Below are 20,501 nucleotides of genomic sequence, written 5' to 3' on the forward strand. Positions count from 1 at the left end.
CCTGGACTCACTCCCCTCCGGGGCTACTGCTCCAACGCCCTTTCTCCCCTCCCCTCTGGAGGAGCCCCAGGTAGAGACGCCACGGGCAGGATGTGCACGTAGTCGCGGAAGGCCTCGTGAAGTGCACGGCCCTCCCGTCCGGCCGCGTACGCAAAGGCACTCCGCGGCGACACCTCCCCCCGGGCGAGCTGCTCGACGAGCACACCGAGATCCGGCTGTGCTCCACGGACACGAATGAAGAACACCATCGCGATGCTCTGGTAATAGGCCGCGCCCGCGAAGAGTTCATCCGCGGTGTGGGGAAAGGCTTCCACCAGGGCCTCGAAGGGCAGATGGCCCTCGGGCAGCCAGTCATGCAACCCGAGCCGCGGGTCCTGCCACCACGTCTCGCGGGCGACCAGCATCGCCATCCCCTCGTGGAGCCACATCGGCTTGCGCACGCCGAGCTGGTTGAGAACATGGTGGGTATACTCGTGAAGCAGGCTCTCGCTGAGATCCCGCTCGGTGGCCACGTGGATGGCACCGTCGTAGTAGCCGCGGGTCGCGCGATTGACACAGGCAGCGCTCACGAGTTGCTCGACGCTCGAGTAGAGGAAGACGGACGGAGCACGGACCGCGTCCACCTGAGACCCCAACAAAATGCGGAGGAGGCGGTGCGCCCGATCGAGTTCCTGGCGTGCGAACTCCGCGGACAAGGCCGGCAGGACCGGATCACGGCGGATGTGCTCCGCGCCTTCCGGTCCGGCCACGAAGCGCGACAGGAGCGCCTCGCGGTCCACCAGCGGACGCGTCCCCTCCTCGCACAGGCCCGGTTTCCCCCAGCGCACTCGCAGCCGGGGATCATCGGAGCGCACCTCGTCCGAGGGCTGCGCCTGACCCTGTTCTAGCCGAGGAGGCTGTGGGGAAGGCGCCGACGGGGCACGCGCAGCGGGCGTGACACTCCCGGCCACGGTCGGCCGCCCCTCGGTGCGCACCTCGGCGCGCGAGTCACGCGCCCTCTCCAGGGGCCGGGTGCTGGAAACGGAAGCCCTCGGCCGAGAAGGCGCGGACACCTCCGAGGAGGTGCCCACGTCCGGAGAAGGGGCGAACAAGAGGAACGCACCCCATAGGGCCAAGAACCCCACGACGACCAGGAGCAGGAGACGATTCCGGGACCGCATCGTCGCGAGACTCGCACACTTCACCCGCGGGGAGCGGGTCCAGATGCGACTCCCGGTGAAGAACCACGGGAGAGGGTTGGTCAGAGGGAAGGCGGCGGCCTCGCCCCGTCAGTCCTCCAGCGCGCGCACCCGGAAGTCATCGAACCAGATGCCCGCGATGGGCGTGAGCAGGCCCGCGAGGCCCTCGTCTCTCGGGGCGGCCGAGCTCGTGTCCGTCACCCTCAGGCGCACCTGACCGTTGACGGAGGCGGCCAGTCGCACCGGCTGCGTACCCCACGCGGCCAGGGTGAAGGTCGCGCCTTCCCACGCGGAGGACTGGCCACTGGCGGCCTCCGCGAGCACGGTGGACTTCCCATCGCGATAGCGGCGGATCTGGATGCGCCCCGAGGGCAGATACACGAGCGCGTAGAACGCGTCCCCCTGGGCGCGCAGCACCACGCCCGCCTCGTCCGCGGCGAAGTGCTGCAACCACGCCTCCACCTGACAGTCCCGGCAGCGCGAGAGTGGGGCCAGCGCCTGGTTGCTTCCCTCGGTGTTGTCCAGGTCGCTCACCGCGCGCTTGCCATTGGCCAGCCACAGCCCGCTCAGCGACCAGTCGGAGCCCAGTCCGTGCGAGGAGTCGCGCGAGAAGCCATCGCGGAAGAGCTCCCGGCCCGGAGAAGGAAGCTCGTCCGAGGGCTCGGGCCGTGGGGGCTCCGCCGAGTCGCCGCCGCCGGGCCCGTCCAGCTTCACGCGCACCATGTTCCCCCGCGAGTTGTCGTCGGGGGACTCGCCGAAGAAGCAGGGCACGTCGTCCACGCCCTCGGGCAGGGTCTCCAGCGCATTGGGATAACCCTTGAAGGTCCGCTTCGAGTCCAGCACCACCGGGTCGCTGAATCGGCCATCCTTCAGCGTCCGGGCGTGGATCTCATAGGCTTTGCCGGCGGAGCGCATGACGTTGTAGAAGACATACAGCGTCCTGCCCACCCGGGTGGTGGCCGCTTGCATCGCCCAGTCCCGCGACGACTCCAGCAGCATGCGCGAACCAAAGCCCGTGCCGTCGAAGTGACGGTAATAGAGGCGCTCCGTCTCGTCCTTGTAGACCAGGTGCATGCCCCCCTCCCCGTCCGCCACCGCGCTCAACGCGGCGCCATGGTAGATGCCGTCGGAGAAGGCGGTCTTCACGTCTCCCCAGGACTCCACCGGATCGCTGTCGCTGCGGATGCGCATGCGCGTGGGCTCGAAGCCGTCATGCATGGCGTAGAGGAAGACGAGCTTGGAGCCCACGCTCAACAGCCGCCCACCCCCGCGGCGCTTGACCCGGCCCAGGTTCGCCTGGAGTTGGAAGGACGCGCCTCCATCCGTGGACACGGACAACACCGCCGTGGAGCTGCCATCCGCTTCCAGACGGAAGGCCTGTACCCACAGCCGGCCTCGCGAGTCGCGCGCGAGCAGCGCCCGGGTATAGGCCGTGGAGTCATCCGCGTTGAAGATCCGCACGGCGGGCTCCGGCGCCCAGTCATGGGTGTCCGGCTGGTAGCGCCACCACTGGAAGTACACGTCATGCCGGGACGAGGCCTTCAGGCTGGGGGACTCCCACGAATAGACGAGCGCCACGTCCCGCCCCACCGCGACCAGATCCGCGCGGTCCGCGTGGCTTCCATCCGGCTGGATGGGGGCGTAGAAGCGGAACGTGCGGCCTTCGTCCTCCGAGCGATAGAAGGACAAGCCTCGCCCCTCCACTCGTTCCTGCTGGACGGCGAGCAGCCAGGTAGCCGGTCGCCCCCCTCCGGTCTCGAGCCGCACCGCGTGCCTTTGCGCGGGCAGTGTGAGTGCATTGCCAACCTTGACAGGCAAGACAGGCGACGTACTCGCGAGCACCGCCGCGAGCACCGCGACCGAACCGATGATCATTGACATTCCCCTCCCTCGAACTGGAGGGGAACCTAAGACTCGGCTTCACGGGAAGAAAGCACCCCGTCCGGCCTCCGCGCTTCGAGGCCAGACAGGGCATTCTTCTTCCCTCTCGAGGGCATCCGGGGCGGCGGGAATGGACATGCCGCGCCCCATCACGCCCTCGGGAATGCTCAGCCCTGCACCCGGACAGCGGTGGAGGGGATGGAGCACGGCGAGGGGCCGTCATACACGCCCACGCCGTCTTGCACGTAGAAAGCCTTTATCTCCTGCGGGGCGCCGGTGCTCTTGTTGCGCCCGACGTAGAGCGACACGTGCGAGATGTTCCCCGCGGCGCAGGCGCGGTAGATGATGAGATCCCCCGGGCGCTTCTCCAAGGGGCTCACCCTGCGGCCCCAGGAGTCAATGGCCCAGGTGTCCACCCGCGGCACATTGAAGCCCGCCTGGCTGTAGGCGTAATAGACCAGACCCGGGCTGTCGAACCCGTCCGGGCCCGCGCTTCCCTGCACATACGGCTTGCAGATCTGGTCGCGCGCCACCGTGATCGCCTGCTTGACGTTGGCGAAGTCCGGCTCCTCCCACGGATAGTCCGTCGGGCGCGAGCACAGCTCCCGTTGCTCGACACCCGCGCCCTCTGCGGGAGCTCCGTCCTCCCAGGCCTCGGGACCCGCGTTACAGCCAACGAAGGACAATCCGAAGATGAACGATGACGCGGCGAGGGACAGGGTGTTGCGCAAGGCCATGCTGGGTTCTCCTGGGTGATAGGGACAGACACGGTATTGGCGATTAACTGCTTAGGCAAGTAATTCTTGAATTATCGATTGTTGGGAACATGAAAAATACAATCGTGCGGTGAGACTGAAGTGCGTCTCGGCGAGGGCCACGGCCGGAGCGGTGGCGCCCCGAGTCAAGGGACAGCCGAGCGGGCCAGAATGGGCAGACCCCTGAAGGCAGACCTGCCGGGGAGGCGGCTGATTGGCAATCCCCGGTGGCGTCCACAGCCTTGGCGCATGAGAGCGCTTACCTATGAAGGCCCCTATCGTGTCGCGGTGCGCAACAAGCCCGATCCCAAGATCCTGCATCCGCAGGACGGCATCGTCCGCGTGACGTCCGCGGCGATCTGTGGCTCCGACCTGCACCTGTTGCACGGGCTCATGCCCGACACCCGGATCGGCTTCACCTTCGGTCACGAATTCACGGGCATCGTCGAGGAGGTCGGCCCGGACGCCCAGGGCATCAAGAAGGGCGACCGGGTGATGCTGCCGTTCCAGATCTTCTGTGGCGGCTGCTACTTCTGCACCCAGGGCATGACCTCGTGCTGCGAAAGCACCAACCCGGCGACCGACGCGGGGACGGGTATCTACGGCTACTCGCACACCATGGGCGGCTATGACGGGGGCCAGGCCGAGTACGTCCGCGTGCCCTTCATCGGCGTGGACGCCGAGAAGATTCCCGATGACGTCGAGGACCTCGACGCCCTCCCCATCACCGACGCCTTCTCCACCGGCTACCAGGGCGCGGAGATGGGCGACATCAAGGGAGGCGAGACCGTGCTGGTGCTCGGATGTGGCCCGGTCGGTCTGTTCGCGATGTGGTCGGCCTGGGCCATGGGCGCCGGCCGGGTCATCGCGGTGGACCATGTCGACTACCGCCTCGAGTTCGCGAGGAACTGGTTCGGTGTCGAGACGCTCAACTTCAAGGATCTCGACCTCGTCACCACGGTGAAGGGCATGACGGAAGGCCGCGGCGCCGACGTGACCATCGAGGCCGTGGGCTGCGAGGCGGCGGGCTCGCCGGTGCATCGCGTGCTCGGCGTCTATGGAAAGCTGGAGGCCGGCTCTCCGCAGGCCATCAACTTCGCCATCCACGCGACGCGCAAGGGCGGAACCATCTCCCTCATGGGGGGCTACGGCCCTCCGTACGCGGGCGTCGACATCGGCACCTTCATGAACAAGGCGCAGACGATGCGCACCGGCCAGGCCAGCGTGAAGCGCTACATGCCGCACCTGCTCGAGCACGTCCGGGCCGGGCGGATCCGCCCGAGCAAGGTCTTCACCCATCGGCTGCCGCTCGAACAGGCGCCCCAGGGCTACCACACGTTCGCCCAGAAGCGGGACGGCTGCATCAAGGTGGCGCTCTTCCCCAACGCAACCCTTCACTAGGAACGGAGACGCCTGATGAAACCCGTACCAGAGGTGACCACTCCGGAGACGATCCAGCGGCGCTCCGGCTACCAATCCATGCAGCCCGTGCTGAGGCCGGATTATTGGGGCGTCGACCTCGAGCCCTCGCGCCGGCCGGGAGTCCCCATGATGAGGGATCCCCAGCCGTGGCCCAACACGCGCTTCCCACCGGAACCCCAGCGCGGCCCATCGGCGGTCCCCATGCACGGCCGCCCCAACAAGACGATGCCACCTGTCTTTGGCACCGCCGTGCCCCTGCACGGCCTGTCCGGAGTGGTCCGCAAGCTCGCCTACCGGCTTCCGGACCACTACCCGAGCCACTGGCTGTTGATGCTGCTCGGGGACCGGGTCGACTCGTGGAGCTACCACGCGCGGCGCTACCTGCCCTTCGCGCTACCGCTCGCCGCCGCCCTGCTGTTCGTGCGCAAGGTGCGAGACTGAGGCCCAGCACGCGCTGACTCGCCGCGCGTCACGGTTGCTGGCACGGCGAGCCGTGCCAGACCCACCGGCCTATAATCCCCGCGCATGGAACAGAACGGGTCGACCCTGAAGCCGAGCGGGATTCTGGGTGACAAGCAGGCTTCCGAGGAGCGCGTCCCAGGTCTGATGCGGCTGTTCGCCGCGGGGACGGCGATGGCGGTGGCCCTGCCGTTGAAGGACGGCGAGCTGGAGCTGGGACGAGGCTCCCCGGCGCTGGGCGAAGCGCAGGATCCCCGGATGTCCCGCCGCCATGCGCGGGTCAAGTTCGACGGGCGGCGCTTCTGGGTGACCGATCTGGGCAGCCAGAATGGCACCGTCGTGGATGGAGAGCCCGCGCCCGCCCAGTCACCTCGCGAGGCGCAGCGCGTCATCCGCATGGGGGATTCGCTCTTCGTTCCCTGCGCGGACGTGGGGCCGCTCGAGCGGCGCGGGGTGGTGACGCGGGAGGGCTTCCTCCGGGGCCCGGCCCTGCAGGGGCTGCTCGAGGAGGTCACCCGCGCGGCCCAGCTCGGCTTTCCACTGCACATCCATGGCGAGAGCGGCACGGGCAAGGAGGGCGTGGCGCGCGCGTTCCACGAGAGCGGGCCGCGGAGCGCGGGGCCCTTCGTGGCGGTCAACTGCGCGGCCATTCCCCAGGGCATCGCCGAGCGGCTGCTCTTCGGCGCCAGGCGCGGCGCCTACTCGGGGGCGGATGCCGATGCTCCGGGCTACCTCCAGACGGCGGACGGCGGAACGCTCTTCCTCGACGAGGTGGTGGAGCTGGACCTGGCGGTGCAGGCCAAGCTGCTGCGGGCGCTCGAGACCAAGGAGGTCCTCGCCCTGGGAGCGGCGAAGCCGAAGACGGTGGACATCCACATCTGCTCCGCGAGCAACAGGGATCTGCGCGCGCTCGTGGCGGCCGGCAAGCTGCGCGAGGATCTGTACTTCCGCATCGGCCGCCCGGAGGTAACGCTGCCGCCCCTGCGCCAGCGCCCCGAGGAGCTGGCCCTGCTGCTCCAGCGGGAGGTGAGGCAGGTGGCCCCCACGCTGGGGCTGCACCTCTCCTTCGTGGAGGCGTGTCTGCTGCGGCCCTGGCCGGGCAACGTCCGGGAGCTGCTGGTCGAGGTCCGCGGCGCCATCCAGGCGGCGCTCATGCAGGAAGCCCCGCGCGTGGAGGCGCGCCACCTGAGCCCGAAAGCCGGCACCGCGTTCGGCACCGGGGCCGCGGCACCTCCACCGTCCACGCCTCCGCCAGAGCCTCCCGAGCCCACGCGCGAGGCCCCCTCACGGGCCCGGCAACTGGATGACGACGAGCGGACCCGCATCGAGCAGGCCCTGCGGCAACACGGGGGCAACGTGGCCGCCACGGCCCGGGCGCTCGGCATGCACCGCACCCAGCTGCGGCGATTGCTCGAGCGCCACGCGATCGCCGCTCCCCCCGACAGCGAATAGGCTCGCTATTGCTCCGGCGTACAGGTACGCCCCCCCTCTCTCAAGCGGGAACAGTGCTTACGTTTCCCCGCATGAGCCACGTCAAGATCTACACGAAGTCCACCTGCCCTTACTCGAAGCGGGCCAAGCAGATCCTCGATGCGAAGGGCGTGATGTACGAGGAGTGCGTCATCGACGTCGACCCCTCCAAGCGGGGAGAGATGATCGCCGCCACGAAGGGGAAGACGACCGTGCCGCAGGTCTTCATCGCGGGCCGGCACATCGGCGGCAGCGATGAGCTGCTGGAGCTGGAGAACTCGGGCGAGCTCGACGTGCTGCTCGCGGACTCGAGCGCCCAGCCGAGCGCCTGAGTGGCCGGCCGCCCCACCCCGCCACTCGCCGCCCGGCTCCCCTCTATCCGAGGTGTTGCCGGCCGAGCATCCGGTAGAGCGTGCTCCGCGCCACGCCGAGGCGCCGCGCCGCCTCGCTGAGGTTGCCGTTCGCGGCGGCCATCGCCTCGCGCAGCGCACGGGCCTCCGCGGCCTTCCTGCCTCCGCCCGCGTGCGTCACCGCCGCGCCGGGCGTTTCCACGACATCCTCGGGGAGGTGTTCGGGAGCCAGCGGCTCGCCATCTCCCGCGAGCGCGAGGGCATGCGCGAGCGCGGACTTCATCTCCCGCACGTTCCCCGGCCACGCGTGCGCCTCGATGAGCCGCTCGGTCTCGGGACACAGCGGGGGCGCCTCGCGGCCCTGCTCCCGGGCGAGCTTCTCCACGAGAGCGCGCGCCAGCTCGGTCTTGTCCGTCCTCCGGCGCAGGGGCGGCAGGGAGAGCACCGCGCCACGGATGCGGTAGTAGAGATCCCGGCGGAATTTCCCCGCCTCCACCATCGCGGGCAGGTCTCGACAGGTGGCGCTGATGAGCCGGAATCGTGACTCCCGCGGCTTTGTCTCACCCAGCCGGAAGTAGTGGCCATCATCGAGCACCCGGAGCAGCAGCGCCTGCAACGACTCGGGCATCTCGCCGATCTCATCGAGGAACAGTGTTCCCCCATCGGCCACGCCGAGCTTGCCCTTGCTTCCGGCGGCGAGCGCGCCGGTGAACGCACCCGGTGCGTAGCCGAACAGCTCGGCCTCGAGCAGCCCCGCGGGCAGCGCCCCGCAGTTGAGCGCGAGGAAGGGACCGGACGCGTTGCCACTGGCCTCGTGAATGGCGCGCGCGAACAACTCCTTGCCAGTGCCCGTCTCGGCGAGCAACAGGACCGGAAGCGAGCTCCCCGCGACCCGGGCCGCCCGTTGCTTCGCGTCCCGCAGCGCCAGGTCGCTTCCCAGGAGCACGTCGAACGAGCCCGGCAGCGGACCCACCGGACGCGCCTGGGGCACGTCACGCTCGACGAAGACGGCGATCGCGAGCGGACGTCCGCGCGCATCGAAATGTGGCACGGGGTGCAGACGCATGCCGGAGACACGGCACGGCCTGCCGCCCAGGGCCGCCTCCACGAGCGCGGTCCACGACAACGAGAGAACGTCCTCGACGGCCCGTCCCATCACGCAGGCGGGGGGGAGCCCGAGCCTCGCCGCCGCATCCGCGCTCACCTGTCTGATCACGCCGGGCGCCTCGACCAGGAGCGACGCGGAGCCCTCGAGCCGGGCCTCGAGACTCCGGCGGCCCCCCGCGAGCATCTCCTCATAGCCGCGCAGCCGGAGCGACTGCTCGGCGGCGTGCGCGGACGCGAGCACGAGCGCCTCGAGCAGCGGGTTGGCCTGGGTCACGGCTCCGCTCACATCCAGCACGGCGACGAGCTCACCGAAGGGATCTCGAATCGGCGCCGCGTAGCAGGCGAGGCCGTGGTTGCGCTCCTCGAGGTGCGCGCGACCGACCACCGCCACCGCCTCGCCCTCCGCGATCGCGGTTCCAATGGCGTTCGTGCCGCGCGTGCTCTCCGCCCAGCGTGCGCCCTCCACCAGCCGCGACGTATCCGCTGAACGCAGGGACGCGCCCACACCGCCCCGCGCGAGCACCACGACCCCATCCGCATCGCTGAGGACCGCGCGGAACTCCGAGGCGCTCGTCTCCGTGGCGAGCCGCGACACGAGTTGGACCGCATCGACGCATCGCTCGGTCAACGACTCGCGCCGGGAATGCAGCTCGGCATCGGTGACACCTTCGGAGTGCGAGGGACCGTCCGCCTTCGCCCCCAGTTCCACCGCCCGCGACCACCGGCGAAGCAGGGAGTGCGCGCGCTCCTCCGCTTCGATGGCCCCCGACACGAACCGCTCCCAGAGTCGTGGCCCTGGCTCGACCAGTTTGAGCATCCCGGTTCCTCCTCCTGGTTCGCTACCGACGCCCCCAGCTGGACATTCCGAATTCTGTTTCAATCCGTCAGGAGATTGCACGCCCGCCCCGCGCCATTTCATGTGACGTCGCGCGTCATGTCGCGAAACGCTGCAACTGACTCGTGCGAGTGACCGCTTCCGCTCCAACCCGCGACACCCACTGAGAGGAGAAAGGCCCGGCACGCACGCTGCACAAGGGAGTCAGGACCCGCCGCGATTCCGCGGCCCCTACCCCCGGAGCGCAGATGTCCAGCAAGGTGTACGCCGCCCCCAACACGTCGGGTTCGCCAGTCCAGTTCAAGTCCCGCTACGCCAACTACATCGGGGGCGAGTGGACGCCACCGAAGCGGGGCCAGTACTTCAAGAACATCTCGCCGGTCACCGGCCGCGTGTTCTGTGAGGTTCCCCGCTCGGATGCGAGCGACATCGAGGCCGCGCTCGACGCCGCGCACCGCGCGAAGACAGCCTGGGGGAAGACCTCGCCCACCGAGCGCGCGCTCATCCTCAACAAGATCGCGGACCGCATCGAGCAGAACCTGGAGAAGCTCGCCATCGCGGAGACGTGGGACAACGGCAAGCCCATCCGCGAGACGCTCGCCGCCGACCTGCCTCTGACGGTGGACCACTTCCGCTACTTCGCCGGCTGCATCCGCGCACAGGAGGGCAGCCTGTCGGAGCTGGACGCGGACACGGTCGCCTACCACTTCCACGAGCCGCTCGGCGTGGTGGCGCAGATCATCCCCTGGAACTTCCCCCTGCTCATGGCCGCGTGGAAGCTCGCGCCGGCGCTCGCCGCCGGCAACTGCGTCGTGCTCAAGCCCGCGGAGCAGACCCCCGTGTCGATCCTCATGCTCGCGGAGCTCGTGGGAGATCTCCTCCCGCCCGGCGTGCTGAACATCGTGAACGGCTTTGGCGTGGAAGCGGGCAAGCCGCTCGCCATGAACAAGCGCGTGGCGAAGGTGGCCTTCACTGGCGAGACCACCACCGGCCGGCTCATCATGCAGTACGCGTCCGAGAACCTCATCCCCGTGACGCTCGAGCTCGGCGGCAAGTCGCCCAACCTCTTCTTCGACGACATCTTCGCGAGGAACGATGACTTCGCGGACAAGGCGATGGAGGGCTTCGCCATGTTCGCCCTCAACCAGGGCGAGGTCTGCACCTGCCCCTCGCGCGCGCTCGTCAGCGAGAAGATCCAAGCGGAGTTCCTGGAGCGAGCGATCGAGCGCACGAAGAAGATCAAGACCGGCAACCCGCTCGACACCGCCACGATGCTCGGCGCCCAGGCCTCCAACGATCAGCTCGAGAAGATCCTCTCGTACGTGGACATCGGCAAGCAGGAGGGCGCGAAGCTGCTGCTCGGCGGCGAGCGGCTGCGCCATGGGGGTGAGCTGGAGAACGGCTACTACGTCGCGCCCACCATCTTCCAGGGCCACAACCGGATGCGGATCTTCCAGGAGGAGATCTTCGGACCGGTCGTCTCCGTCACGTCCTTCAAGGATCTGGACGATGCGCTGAAGATCGCGAACGACACGCTGTACGGCCTCGGCGCTGGTGTGTGGACCCGTGACGCGTCGACCGCGTACCGCGTCGGCCGTGAAGTACAGGCGGGCCGCGTCTGGACCAACTGCTACCACCAGTACCCGGCGCACGCGGCCTTCGGGGGCTACAAGCAGTCCGGCATCGGCCGGGAGAACCACCGGATGATGCTGAGCCACTACCAGCAGACCAAGAACCTGCTCGTCAGCTACTCCCCCAAGGCACTGGGCTTCTTCTAGGCAGTCACCGGAGCATCCACCCGCAGCGTTTCATCTACAGACAAACAGGGAGCCAGACATGAACAAGACCATGAAGGCCGCGGTCGTCCGTGAGTTCGGCAAGCCATTGCGGATCGAGGAGGTGGAAGTCCCACGCCCCGGGCGCGGCGACATCCTGGTGAAGATCCACGCGTGCGGCGTCTGCCACACGGATCTGCATGCCGCCGAGGGCGACTGGCCGGTCAAGCCGAGTCCGCCGTTCATTCCCGGCCATGAGGGGGTCGGCCACGTGGTGGCGGTCGGTGAGGGCGTCACCCACGTGAAGGAAGGCGACCGGGTGGGCATTCCCTGGCTGTACTCCGCCTGTGGCCACTGCGAGCACTGTCTGGGGGGCTGGGAGACGCTGTGCGAGCAGCAGAAGAACACCGGCTACTCGGTCAACGGTGGCTTCGCCGAGTACGCGCTGGCCAACGCCAACTACGTCGGACGCCTGCCGGACAAGGTGAGCTTCGCCGAGATCGCGCCCGTGCTGTGCGCCGGCGTGACCGTCTACAAGGGCCTCAAGGTCACCGATACCCGGCCCGGGGACTGGGTGGTGATCTCCGGCATCGGTGGGCTCGGCCACATGGCGGTGCAGTACGCGCGGGCCATGGGTCTGAACGTGGCGGCGGTGGACGTGGACGAGGGCAAGCTGCAACTGGCCAGGAAGCTCGGCGCCACCGTCACCGTCAACTGCCGCGAGGGCGATCCGGCGGCCTACCTCAAGAAGGAGATTGGCGGCGCCCACGGCGTCCTGGTCACCGCGGTGTCGCCGAAGGCCTTCGAGCAGGCGCTCGGCATGGTGCGCCGCGGCGGCACGATTTCGCTCAACGGCCTGCCTCCGGGTGATTTCCCGCTGCCCATCTTCAACATGGTGCTCAACGGCATCACCGTGCGCGGCTCGATCGTCGGCACCCGCCTGGACCTGCAGGAGTCGCTGGAGTTCGCCGCGCAGGGCAAGGTGAAGGCGACCGTGTCCACCGACAAGCTGGAGAACATCAACGACGTGTTCAAGCGCATGCACGCCGGCAAGATCGAGGGCCGCGTGGTGCTGGACCTGGGCGCATGACGTAGGGGCTGGAGGTCAGGCCGTGGGCGCGCCTCCGTTCGAGGCCGCCCCTCCCCCGTCCTGGTTCCCGGGTGCGCTCGTGCATCAGCATCCAACGCCCGTCAGATCGGCGCTCTTGCGCCACAGCTTCTCGGCGCCTTCGTCACTCTGGGCGGCCTTGGACTCGCGGGCCACCTTGCACTTGGAGAAGTACTTGCCGCTCACGCCCTCCACCTCGGGTGAGGAGGCCAGGTACACCGAGGTGCGCGCGCCTTTCTCGGCGGAGATCATCAAGGGGCCGGCCATCTGGAAGATGAACTTGAAGAAGCCCTGGTTGTTGAGGCCGAAGCTACTGCGCACCACGCCCGGGTGCAGGCTGTTGGTGGTCACCTTCTTGCCCGCCAGGCGCCGGGCCAGGGCGCGCGTGAAGAGGACGTTGGCCAGCTTCGAGTTGTCATAGGCCAGGATGCCGTTGAACCTGCGCTCGCCCTGCAGGTCGTCGAGATAGCCGAGCGAGCCCAGGCGGTGGCCCTCGGAGGAGACGTTCACCACGCGCGAGGCGCCGCTGGCCTTGAGCAGGTCCAACAGCAGGTGGGTGAGCAGGAAGTGCGCGAGGTGGTTGGTGGCGAAGGTGGTCTCGAAGCCATCCACCGTCAGCTTGCGCTCGTTGAGGATGAGGCCCGCGTTGTTGAGCAACACGTCCAGCCGCGAGTACTTCACCTGGAAGTCCCCGGCGAGCTTGCGCACCGAGGCCAGTGAGGTGAGGTCGGCGAGCATCAGGTCGAGCTTCGCGTCGGGGACGGTGCGGCGCACCTCGGCGAGCGCGGCCTCGCCGCGGCCCGGGTCACGGCCCGACAGCACCACGGTGGCCCCTTGCGCCGCGAGCGCCCGGGCCGATTCCAGTCCGATGCCCGAGGTGGCTCCGGTGATGAGACAAACCTTGCCCTGCATGTTTCCCAGCGTCATCCGGTGAGATCCTCCAGAAGGTCCAGCGCCGAGGGCTCTCTATAATGCGCCGGTGGGCCCGCGCGCATCCTGGCGGGTGGGGCGCGTGCGTTACGGTGCGCACCCACCACCCCTCGTGCAGGAGATCTACATGGCAAGAAACGTTCATTCCCTGGTGTACGCGCTCACGTTCGCGGGAGCGCTGGCGTGTGGCGAGACCGAGACGCGCGCGCCCCTCGATCTGTCCCAGCCGGGGGACACCCTGCTCGGCTTCGTGAAGACGCGCGGCTCGCTCGATCCCGAGCAGGAGGTGGTCTTCTACTGGACCGGCTTCATCTACTCGTCGGTCCAGGAGAGCAGTCTCCCCGTCACGCAGAGCAACAAGGTGCTCTTCAAACTCGAGGGCTACAACATCACCCGCTTCCAGAAGACGGCGGAGGGCTACCAGCAGCTCAGCCGCGAGGCCTCCTTCTATGAAGACCCCACCACGGGGGAGATCCTCGAGTGCTGGAACAACCCGCTCAACGGCAGGTCCGTGTCCGTCGTCCACGTGTGGAACGACCCCGTCAACAACCGCTTCGGGGAGAAGGAGACGTCCCTGCTGGCGCACACCGAGGACGGGGATCGCGTCGTCTACAGCACCGACATCCTCCTGGCCTACCCCTCGCCGCTGCCCGTGGCGCAGTACCCGGACTACTCCGGCGGCAACCTCTACCAGGCCGCCGAGCTCTTCAATTTCTACGTCTCGCGCGCCGCGCTGGAGGACTCGAGGCTCGACACCGTCCCCGCGGACCTCTCCTGGACGCGCGTGGGCCCCTACCTTCCCTGGATGCAGATGGGCTCCCAACCGGGCCAGCTCATCTACCAGACCCATGGCCGCAAGCTGATGGGCGGCTGGGCCGAGCTGCCCCAGCACCTCCGGGATTACGTCACCCGCTCCTTCCCCGAGTACCAACACGCCCCCACCGAGTGGCCCGCGGGCCAGGGCAACGCCACGAGCTGGCGCTACTTCAAGCAACTCGTGGACAGCGGGCAGTACAAACCCTCCTGTCCGTGAATCCCAAAGGGGCTGCACGGCCGTCAGGGCGAACCACCCCACGGAGCGCGACTGTAGTGGGCTGGCAACCAGGTGTAGCCCTTGAAATGGGGGCGCAGATGGCCGATGCCCGGGAATGGGACGTGAGCAATCGCCACCCAGTAGCCCTGCCGCGCGGCGTCGGCGAAGGCTTTCTGGCGCTGGGTCTCCGCCGCATTGGAGTCGACGTCGTATTTGATGGTCACCGAGGGCTCGAGAAACTGGATCGCGGCCTGATGCATCACGTCCCCCCAGAACACGAGTTTCTGGCCCTGGCTCTCCACGACGTAGAAGCCATGCCCGGGCGTATGGCCCGGAGCAGCGAAGGTCTTGATGCCAGGTGCCAGTTCCGTGTTCGCCTCGAACGTACCGAGTCTTCCCGCCGCGATGTATGGGGTCAGCGCGATCATCGCCTGCCGGAAAAGAGGCTTCTGGATGTCCGAGGCCGTCTCCGCGTTGGCCGGATTCAGCCAGAAGTCCACTTCGCGCTTGTTCGCGTACACGAAGGCGTTGGGGAAGACGCGCTTGCCCGCCAGCTCCAGCCCGCCCGAATGGTCGGTGTGGATATGGGTGAGGAGGACCGCGTCGACCTGCTCGGGCTCGTAGCCAGCCGCCCGCATGTTTGTGACCAGGTGGCCCGCTCCCGGTCCGAACAGCTCACCCGCCCCCGTATCCACCAGGAATAGCTTGGAGCCCGTGTTGATCAAGAAGGCATTGATCGACTGTTCTACCGGCGCGGTGAGGTACGAGGCGGCCAGCAGTGGCGCGATCAGCTCCGGCCGGATGTTGGTCAACACCTTGTCCGTCGCTTGCAACACGGTGCCATCGCTGAGCGCCGTGATCTCGAAGTCGCCCAGCTTCATGCGGTAGAAGGCCGGCGCCTGGGTTCCCACCTGGGGCGCGGCGGCGTGAGCGGTCGCCGTGAACACGCCGCCCGTCACGGCGGTGAGGAGGGCCGCCATCGTGGCGGGCCCAAGAAATGTATTCATCGTCATGGACGTCTCCTTTGTTTGAATGAATTTTCAATAACCGACGCCCCATGGATGCTTGAAATCGATTACCTGGATGGGACCCATCAACATGCTGGATATTCGCGGTGTGGACCTCAACCTGCTGGTTTCGCTCGACACGCTCCTCGAGCAGGCCAATGTCACGCGGGCCGCGGCCCGGCTGGGCCTCAGCCAGCCCGCGCTGTCCGCCCAACTCGCCCGGCTGCGCGAGGTGTTCCAGGATCCGCTGCTCGTCCCTTCGGAGACAGGGCGGGGAATGGCCCTCACTGCCCGCGCGCTCGAGTTGAAGGAGCCCCTGCGAGCGGCCCTCGAGGAGTTGGAGCGCATCGTCAAGCGCCCACCGGTCTTCGATCCGATGACCGCCCAGCGCGTCTTCTCGATCGTGGCGAATGACAACGCGGTGGTGATGCTCGGGCTCGGCCTGCTCCACCGCCTGCGCTCAGGAGCGGGGCCTGGGATCCGCGTCTCGTTCCAGAGCCCTCGCTCGGATCTCCTGCCGGGCCTGCTCGAGCGAGGCGAGGTGGATGTCCTGCTCGGCTCGGAGCGGACGATTCCCCGGGGGATGAAGATGCGCAAGCTCCTCGACGAGCGCTTCCGGATGGCCCAGCGCAAGGGACATCCCCGAGGAACGGGCACCTTGACCCTCGAGGAGTACTGCGGGCTCCAGCACGTGCTCGTGTCGTCCGTCGGCGGAAGCTTCCACGGTTTCATGGATGAGCACCTGGAGAAACAGGGTCACCAGCGCACCGTCGCGGTCTCGGTCCACACCTACACCCTGGCCCCCATGGTGCTCGAGGCCACCGACTATGTGTGTACGCTGCCCGCCCGCTTCCTGGCGGGCTTCGCCGACAGACTCGACTGCTTCGAGCTGCCGCTGACTCTCCCGGACTTCACGCTGTCGGCGGCCTGGCACCCGCGCTGCCAGGAGGACCCCGGGCATCTCTGGCTGCGCGAACAGCTCATCGAGGTCGCCCGGCGAAATGGCGTCTCTCCCGCCTAGACGCTCCTCTCCCTTCTCAAGAATTGGCAAAAGTCTTGCAGAAACGATCCGCAACTTCGCGAGGCCGGGCGCGATAATCGTTCATGTCCGGTCGCATTCGCGCTCAGCTCCCTGGCCTCTTCACGTCCACCCAGAAGCCCCTGGCGCAGCTCTCCAAGCCGCTCCCGAAGCTCATGGAGGGGCTGGCTTCTGGCAGCACCAGCGTGAAGCAGGCTCTTTCCCACCTCGGGCAGAACGATGGCTTCGCGAACGTGGCCAGCGGCAAACAGAGCCTCGCGCTGACCGCCAACAACGTCCTGGGCCTCGCCAACAAGGGGATCGGCCAGAAACTGATGAGTGGGGTGCTTCAGTCCGGAACCGTTCCGGGCGGCATCCTGCATGCTCTCGCGATGGCGCGGACGCCGCACCAGGACTCCACGAAGTCGTTGGGTCATTCGGGGGCCACGGGAGCCCTGGCCCAGGGCGTCGCGGGCGCGGTGAGTTCGCTAGCCCATGGCGCCGCGAGTGGACACGGGCCCCTGGCCCAGGCCATCGCGAGCGCGTTGAGTTCGCTGGCCCATGGCGCCACGGGCGGGTCGACTGGGCTGCAGCATGGGGCCGCCAGCGCGGTGGGCTCGCTGGCCCATGGCGCCGCGAGTGGACACGGGGGCCTGGCCCAGGGCCTCGCGGGGGCGGTGAGCTCGCTGGCCCATGGCGCCACGGGTGGGCTGAGTGGGTTGGTCCATGGGGCCGCCAGCGCGGTGGGCTCGCTGGCCCATGGTGCCGCGAGTGGACACGGGCCCATGGCCCAGGCCATCGCGAGCGCGGTGGGTTCGCTGGCCCACGGCGCCACGGGGGGGCCGAATGGGTTGGTCCATGGGGCCGCCAGTGCGGTGGGCTCGCTGGCCCATGGCGCCGCGAGTGGACACGGGGGCCTGGCCCAGGGCCTCGCGGGCGCGGTGAGTTCGCTGGCCCATGGCGCCACGGGGGGGCCGAATGGGTTGGTCCATGGGGCCGCCAGCGCGGTGGGCTCGCTGGCCCATGGCGCCGCGAGTGGACATGGGGGCCTGGCCCAGGGCTTCGCGGGCGCGGTGAGTTCGCTGGCCCACGGCGCCACCGGTGGGCCGAATGGGTTGGTCCATGGGGCCGCCAGCGCGGTGGGCTCGCTGGCCCATGGCGCCGCGAGTGGACATGGGGGCCTGGCCCAGGGCTTCGCGAGCGCGGTGAGCTCGCTGGCCCATGGCGCCACGGGGGGGCCGAATGGGTTGGTCCATGGGACCGCCAGTGCGGTGGGCTCGCTGGCCCATGGCGCCGCGAGTGGATACGGGCCCCTGGCCCAGGGCTTCGCGGGCGCGGTGAGTGCGCTGGCTCAGGGCTTCGCGGGCGCGGTGGGCGCCAGGAACTTCGCGAATGGGCATGGATGAAGCACGGCCGAAGCCACGGCCCATGCTCATGACTCGAATGGCCTGAGGAGCGGGCGGGGCCTGTCCGGCCACTTCACCCAGGCCTCGACATCGCCAGGGGGGCACGGGCGGACCCGTGCCTCATGCGGACCTCCGGCGACTCGGGTAGGGTCCTTGTCTGGAAGGATGCCTTCGTGGACTCGAACCAGAAATCCTCGCCCCCCGCCAAGAAGCGCTCCGGTCTTCCGATGAACACCTCGCTGGCCCGCAGGGCCGCGCAAGGTGGTGAGGTCCAATTGCCCCCAGTGATCGCGCCGTCACTGGAAGGCCTCTCCGTCACCGTTCCCGCCCCGGAGCCCATCACCGAGCAGCGGGTCCAGGAGCGCTTCCAGCAACTGGCGCGCGCGCATGCCTCCGAGCGCATGCGTTCCCGCACGGAGGGCATCACCTGGGGTGATGAGGTGCTGGTCGATATCGCGGGTTATTCGAATGGGCGCCTCATCCCCTTCAGCGTGCGCACCGACGTCTGGCTCCCGCTGGCGCCCGATCCCCTCCTGCCGGGCCTGTACGAGCAGTGGGTGGGTCACCTGCCGGGCGAGAGCGTGCTCGTGGAGCTCGTCCTGGGCGAGAACTACCCCATCGAGGCGCTGCGGGGTCAACCCGCGCGCTTCGCCCTCCTCATCCAGGCCGCGCGCGAGGTGAAGTACCCCGATCCAACGAATCCGGAGTTCCTCAAGGCCCTTGGCCGCGGGGCAACATTGGATGAAGTGATGCGCGGTGTGGTGCGCGAACTGCAGCAGGAGGCCGCGCGCTCACGGTTGCTCGAGGGCCAGCAACGGGTGCTCGATGAGGTGGCCGCACGCACCCAGGTGGACATCCCCGAGGAGCTGGTCGACGAGGAGATCCGCCTGCGCTGGGCCACGAGCGAGGGTCACTCCGTGACCAAGCTCAAGTTCAGCAACAAGCATCAGGAGGAGTCGCTCCAGACGTGGCTGGCGGACGAGAGGACCCGGGCCGAGGCCAGGCAGCGGCTGCGCATCAGCCTGGCACTGGGCGCCATCTGCAAGCGTGACGGACTCATCCTCACTCCGGCCAAGGTGCTGGAGGTCATCCAGGCCGAGGCCATGGCCACCGGTGTCCCGCTGGAAAAGGCCACCGCCGTCTTTGCTTCCGAGCCCCAACAATTCGCCCGCATCACTCAAACGGCGTGGCATCAGTTGGCGGTTGACCACGTCATGAGCAAGGCCCAGGTGCACGACGCGGGCACCTGACACGCCGCGCCCGGCATCAGCCGTGTTTCCGCATTTCTGGGAGCGGGTACGCCGGGGTGCCTCAGCTCGCGGCGGCGAAACCCCCGTGGAACGTCACGGGGATGGGGTGATCGAAGTGCACGGTCGCCACGGGACCGTCCTCGAGGTGCTGTCCGTCCAGGACGGCGACGTAGGAGTGGTCGCTCGCCGCGTCGTAGACGAGGTCGAGCACGAAGGCGTCATCCTCCGCCTCGCCGCGCGGCACGAGCACGGGCTCGCTCGGCACATGCCCGGCCGGCACGGCCCACTCCGCGCCGCTCCCGCCGTCGAGCGAGATGCGCGTAATCCCCGGGTACTTGCGGTCCGCGCCCTGGCGCTCGGTCTGCGCGAAGAGCGTGCCGTAACGCGCCCCGTGCACCCGCGGGTGCAGCTGTGGGAACTCACAGGGGGCATCGAAGAGCTTCGTCTCCCGCACCCTCCCCGTCTTCAGGTCCAGGTGCAGGCGAGTCAGCAGCGGGGGTGCTCCCTTCTCCTCGACCTCGCCGATGCCGTCGAGCGAGAACTCCGGGTAGCGGCACAGGTCGATGCACGGACCGCCTTCCTCCTCGAAGGCATTCGCGAAGTGCCAGGTCCAGAAGGCATCGAGCTCGAAGGTGCGGGGCTTCTGGATGTCGTCCAGGGGAACGACGATGAGCCGCGCTCCCAGCTCCGGCTTCCACTGGAAGAGCTTCGTGAAGTCGGAGAGGCCCATCATCGCGCGCAGGAGATTGAGCTTCACCGGCCCCAGGAAGAGGATGAGGTGCCGCTCGGTCGCGATGAAGTCGTGCAGCATGGCCTGCCAGGGCGCCTCGACCGTGCCGAGCTTCGAGGGGGCTCCCTCATCCGGCAGCGCGTAGAGGTCGATGAGCATCTTCGGGCCGTAGCGCACGCCGAAGTTGAAGGTCGTCCGCAGCGAGGCGACGCGGTGCGGGTGCGCGGAGAAGGCGCCTGACACCACGCCCAGATCCGTGGCCTCGAGCGTGTCCAGCGTGCCCGGATCCATCTCCTGCAACAGTCCACCCTCCATCAGCGCGAAGAGCCGGTCCTGCCACCAGAAGGTCGAGGTGTTCCCCGTCGTCTTCGCCGTGGCGTTGCGCGCGGCGCGCATGCGGTCCAGCCACGAGGCCGCCGAGTTGAAGAGAAACCGCCCCGCCTTCTCCTCCGCGCGGTAGCCGGCGCTCTCGACGATGCGGCAGGCGCCCCGCGCGCCACCGCCCTCGAAACGCACCGCCGTGATCGCTCCGTCCGCCTCGAACGCATGCGAGAGGCTCGCGCCGAAGCGCTCGAAGAGGCCCGGTCCCGCTCGGAAGAGCGTGCCCCGGAGCTGTTCGGGAAGCCGTCCCTCGACCCGCAGCGGCTCGAAGCCGTGGGGCCGCGAGAGGGACCGCAGCAGTGGACTCACCGCGTTCTGGCTGCTCATCGACACTGCTCCTCAGGAAGGGTGGACCCGCGACGGGATTGAAAGTAAGTGAGTCTTACTTACTTTGCAATGGACATCG

The 20,501-nt window shown here is 68.4% G+C and carries 17 protein-coding genes; 10 read left to right on the forward strand and 7 right to left on the reverse strand.

The window, feature by feature from the left end; translation table 11 throughout:
- Nucleotides 1-23: 23 nt before the first annotated feature.
- The 3 genes from F0U63_RS29070 to F0U63_RS29080 form a co-directional block, all read right to left on the reverse strand.
- Entirely contained in the window at nt 24-1,091 is a 1,068-nt protein-coding gene (locus F0U63_RS29070) for a hypothetical protein (RefSeq protein ID WP_395834643.1), read from the reverse strand.
- 177 nt (nt 1,092-1,268) lie between these two features.
- Complete coding sequence (locus F0U63_RS29075) at nt 1,269-2,867, reverse strand: hypothetical protein (protein ID WP_395834645.1); 1,599 nt, start codon at nt 2,865-2,867, stop codon at nt 1,269-1,271.
- A 359-nt stretch (nt 2,868-3,226) separates the two neighbouring features.
- Nucleotides 3,227-3,796 (reverse strand): C40 family peptidase, encoded by a 570-nt coding sequence (locus tag F0U63_RS29080; RefSeq protein WP_395834647.1) that lies wholly within the window; start codon nt 3,794-3,796, stop codon nt 3,227-3,229.
- A 267-nt stretch (nt 3,797-4,063) separates the two neighbouring features.
- Here F0U63_RS29080 and F0U63_RS29085 point away from each other — a divergent pair, with 267 nt between their 5' ends.
- The 4 genes from F0U63_RS29085 to grxC all read left to right on the forward strand — a co-directional run bounded on the left by F0U63_RS29085 (nt 4,064) and on the right by grxC (nt 7,497).
- Nucleotides 4,064-5,215: a zinc-dependent alcohol dehydrogenase gene (locus F0U63_RS29085; RefSeq protein WP_395834649.1), complete on the forward strand. Its 1,152-nt coding sequence runs from the start codon at nt 4,064-4,066 to the stop codon at nt 5,213-5,215.
- Nucleotides 5,216-5,230: 15 nt separating this feature from the next.
- Nucleotides 5,231-5,677: a hypothetical protein gene (locus F0U63_RS29090; protein ID WP_395834651.1), complete on the forward strand. Its 447-nt coding sequence runs from the start codon at nt 5,231-5,233 to the stop codon at nt 5,675-5,677.
- A gap of 84 nt (nt 5,678-5,761) precedes the next feature.
- Complete coding sequence (locus F0U63_RS29095) at nt 5,762-7,147, forward strand: sigma 54-interacting transcriptional regulator (protein WP_395834653.1); 1,386 nt, start codon at nt 5,762-5,764, stop codon at nt 7,145-7,147.
- 71 nt (nt 7,148-7,218) lie between these two features.
- The gene (grxC, locus tag F0U63_RS29100; protein ID WP_395834655.1) at nt 7,219-7,497 is read left to right on the forward strand and encodes a glutaredoxin 3; all 279 of its coding nucleotides are present in this window, start codon (nt 7,219-7,221) and stop codon (nt 7,495-7,497) included.
- Between the two features lie 43 nt (nt 7,498-7,540).
- Here the strand turns inward: grxC and F0U63_RS29105 are convergent, their stop codons facing one another.
- A complete protein-coding gene (locus F0U63_RS29105) occupies nt 7,541-9,439 on the reverse strand; it encodes a sigma-54-dependent Fis family transcriptional regulator (RefSeq protein WP_395834657.1) in 1,899 nt (632 codons plus the stop codon).
- Nucleotides 9,440-9,705: 266 nt separating this feature from the next.
- Between F0U63_RS29105 and F0U63_RS29110 the strand changes: the two genes are divergently transcribed.
- A complete protein-coding gene (locus tag F0U63_RS29110; RefSeq protein ID WP_395834659.1) occupies nt 9,706-11,235 on the forward strand; it encodes an aldehyde dehydrogenase family protein in 1,530 nt (509 codons plus the stop codon).
- A gap of 58 nt (nt 11,236-11,293) precedes the next feature.
- Entirely contained in the window at nt 11,294-12,322 is a 1,029-nt protein-coding gene (gene adhP / locus F0U63_RS29115; protein ID WP_002624490.1) for an alcohol dehydrogenase AdhP, read from the forward strand.
- 84 nt (nt 12,323-12,406) lie between these two features.
- On the opposite strand, the gene F0U63_RS29120 is transcribed toward adhP, so the two are convergent.
- A complete protein-coding gene (locus tag F0U63_RS29120) occupies nt 12,407-13,267 on the reverse strand; it encodes an SDR family oxidoreductase (protein ID WP_395834662.1) in 861 nt (286 codons plus the stop codon).
- Between the two features lie 130 nt (nt 13,268-13,397).
- Between F0U63_RS29120 and F0U63_RS29125 the strand changes: the two genes are divergently transcribed.
- Entirely contained in the window at nt 13,398-14,303 is a 906-nt protein-coding gene (locus tag F0U63_RS29125; protein ID WP_395834664.1) for a DUF1838 family protein, read from the forward strand.
- Between the two features lie 23 nt (nt 14,304-14,326).
- Here F0U63_RS29125 and F0U63_RS29130 read toward each other — a convergent pair whose 3' ends face one another.
- A complete protein-coding gene (locus tag F0U63_RS29130; protein WP_395834666.1) occupies nt 14,327-15,316 on the reverse strand; it encodes an MBL fold metallo-hydrolase in 990 nt (329 codons plus the stop codon).
- An 85-nt stretch (nt 15,317-15,401) separates the two neighbouring features.
- Here F0U63_RS29130 and F0U63_RS29135 point away from each other — a divergent pair, with 85 nt between their 5' ends.
- The 3 genes from F0U63_RS29135 to F0U63_RS29145 all read left to right on the forward strand — a co-directional run bounded on the left by F0U63_RS29135 (nt 15,402) and on the right by F0U63_RS29145 (nt 18,984).
- The gene (locus tag F0U63_RS29135) at nt 15,402-16,331 is read left to right on the forward strand and encodes a LysR family transcriptional regulator (protein ID WP_395834668.1); all 930 of its coding nucleotides are present in this window, start codon (nt 15,402-15,404) and stop codon (nt 16,329-16,331) included.
- A gap of 83 nt (nt 16,332-16,414) precedes the next feature.
- The gene (locus tag F0U63_RS29140; RefSeq protein WP_395834670.1) at nt 16,415-17,734 is read left to right on the forward strand and encodes a hypothetical protein; all 1,320 of its coding nucleotides are present in this window, start codon (nt 16,415-16,417) and stop codon (nt 17,732-17,734) included.
- A 173-nt stretch (nt 17,735-17,907) separates the two neighbouring features.
- Nucleotides 17,908-18,984, forward strand: a complete 1,077-nt coding sequence (locus F0U63_RS29145; RefSeq protein ID WP_395834672.1) for a peptidylprolyl isomerase — start codon at nt 17,908-17,910, stop codon at nt 18,982-18,984.
- A gap of 61 nt (nt 18,985-19,045) precedes the next feature.
- Here the strand turns inward: F0U63_RS29145 and F0U63_RS29150 are convergent, their stop codons facing one another.
- Entirely contained in the window at nt 19,046-20,422 is a 1,377-nt protein-coding gene (locus F0U63_RS29150) for a carotenoid oxygenase family protein (protein WP_395834674.1), read from the reverse strand.
- Nucleotides 20,423-20,501: the final 79 nt, after the last annotated feature.

Source organism: Cystobacter fuscus (assembly GCF_044360685.1).
GTDB classification, from domain to species: Bacteria; Myxococcota; Myxococcia; order Myxococcales; family Myxococcaceae; genus Cystobacter; species Cystobacter fuscus_C.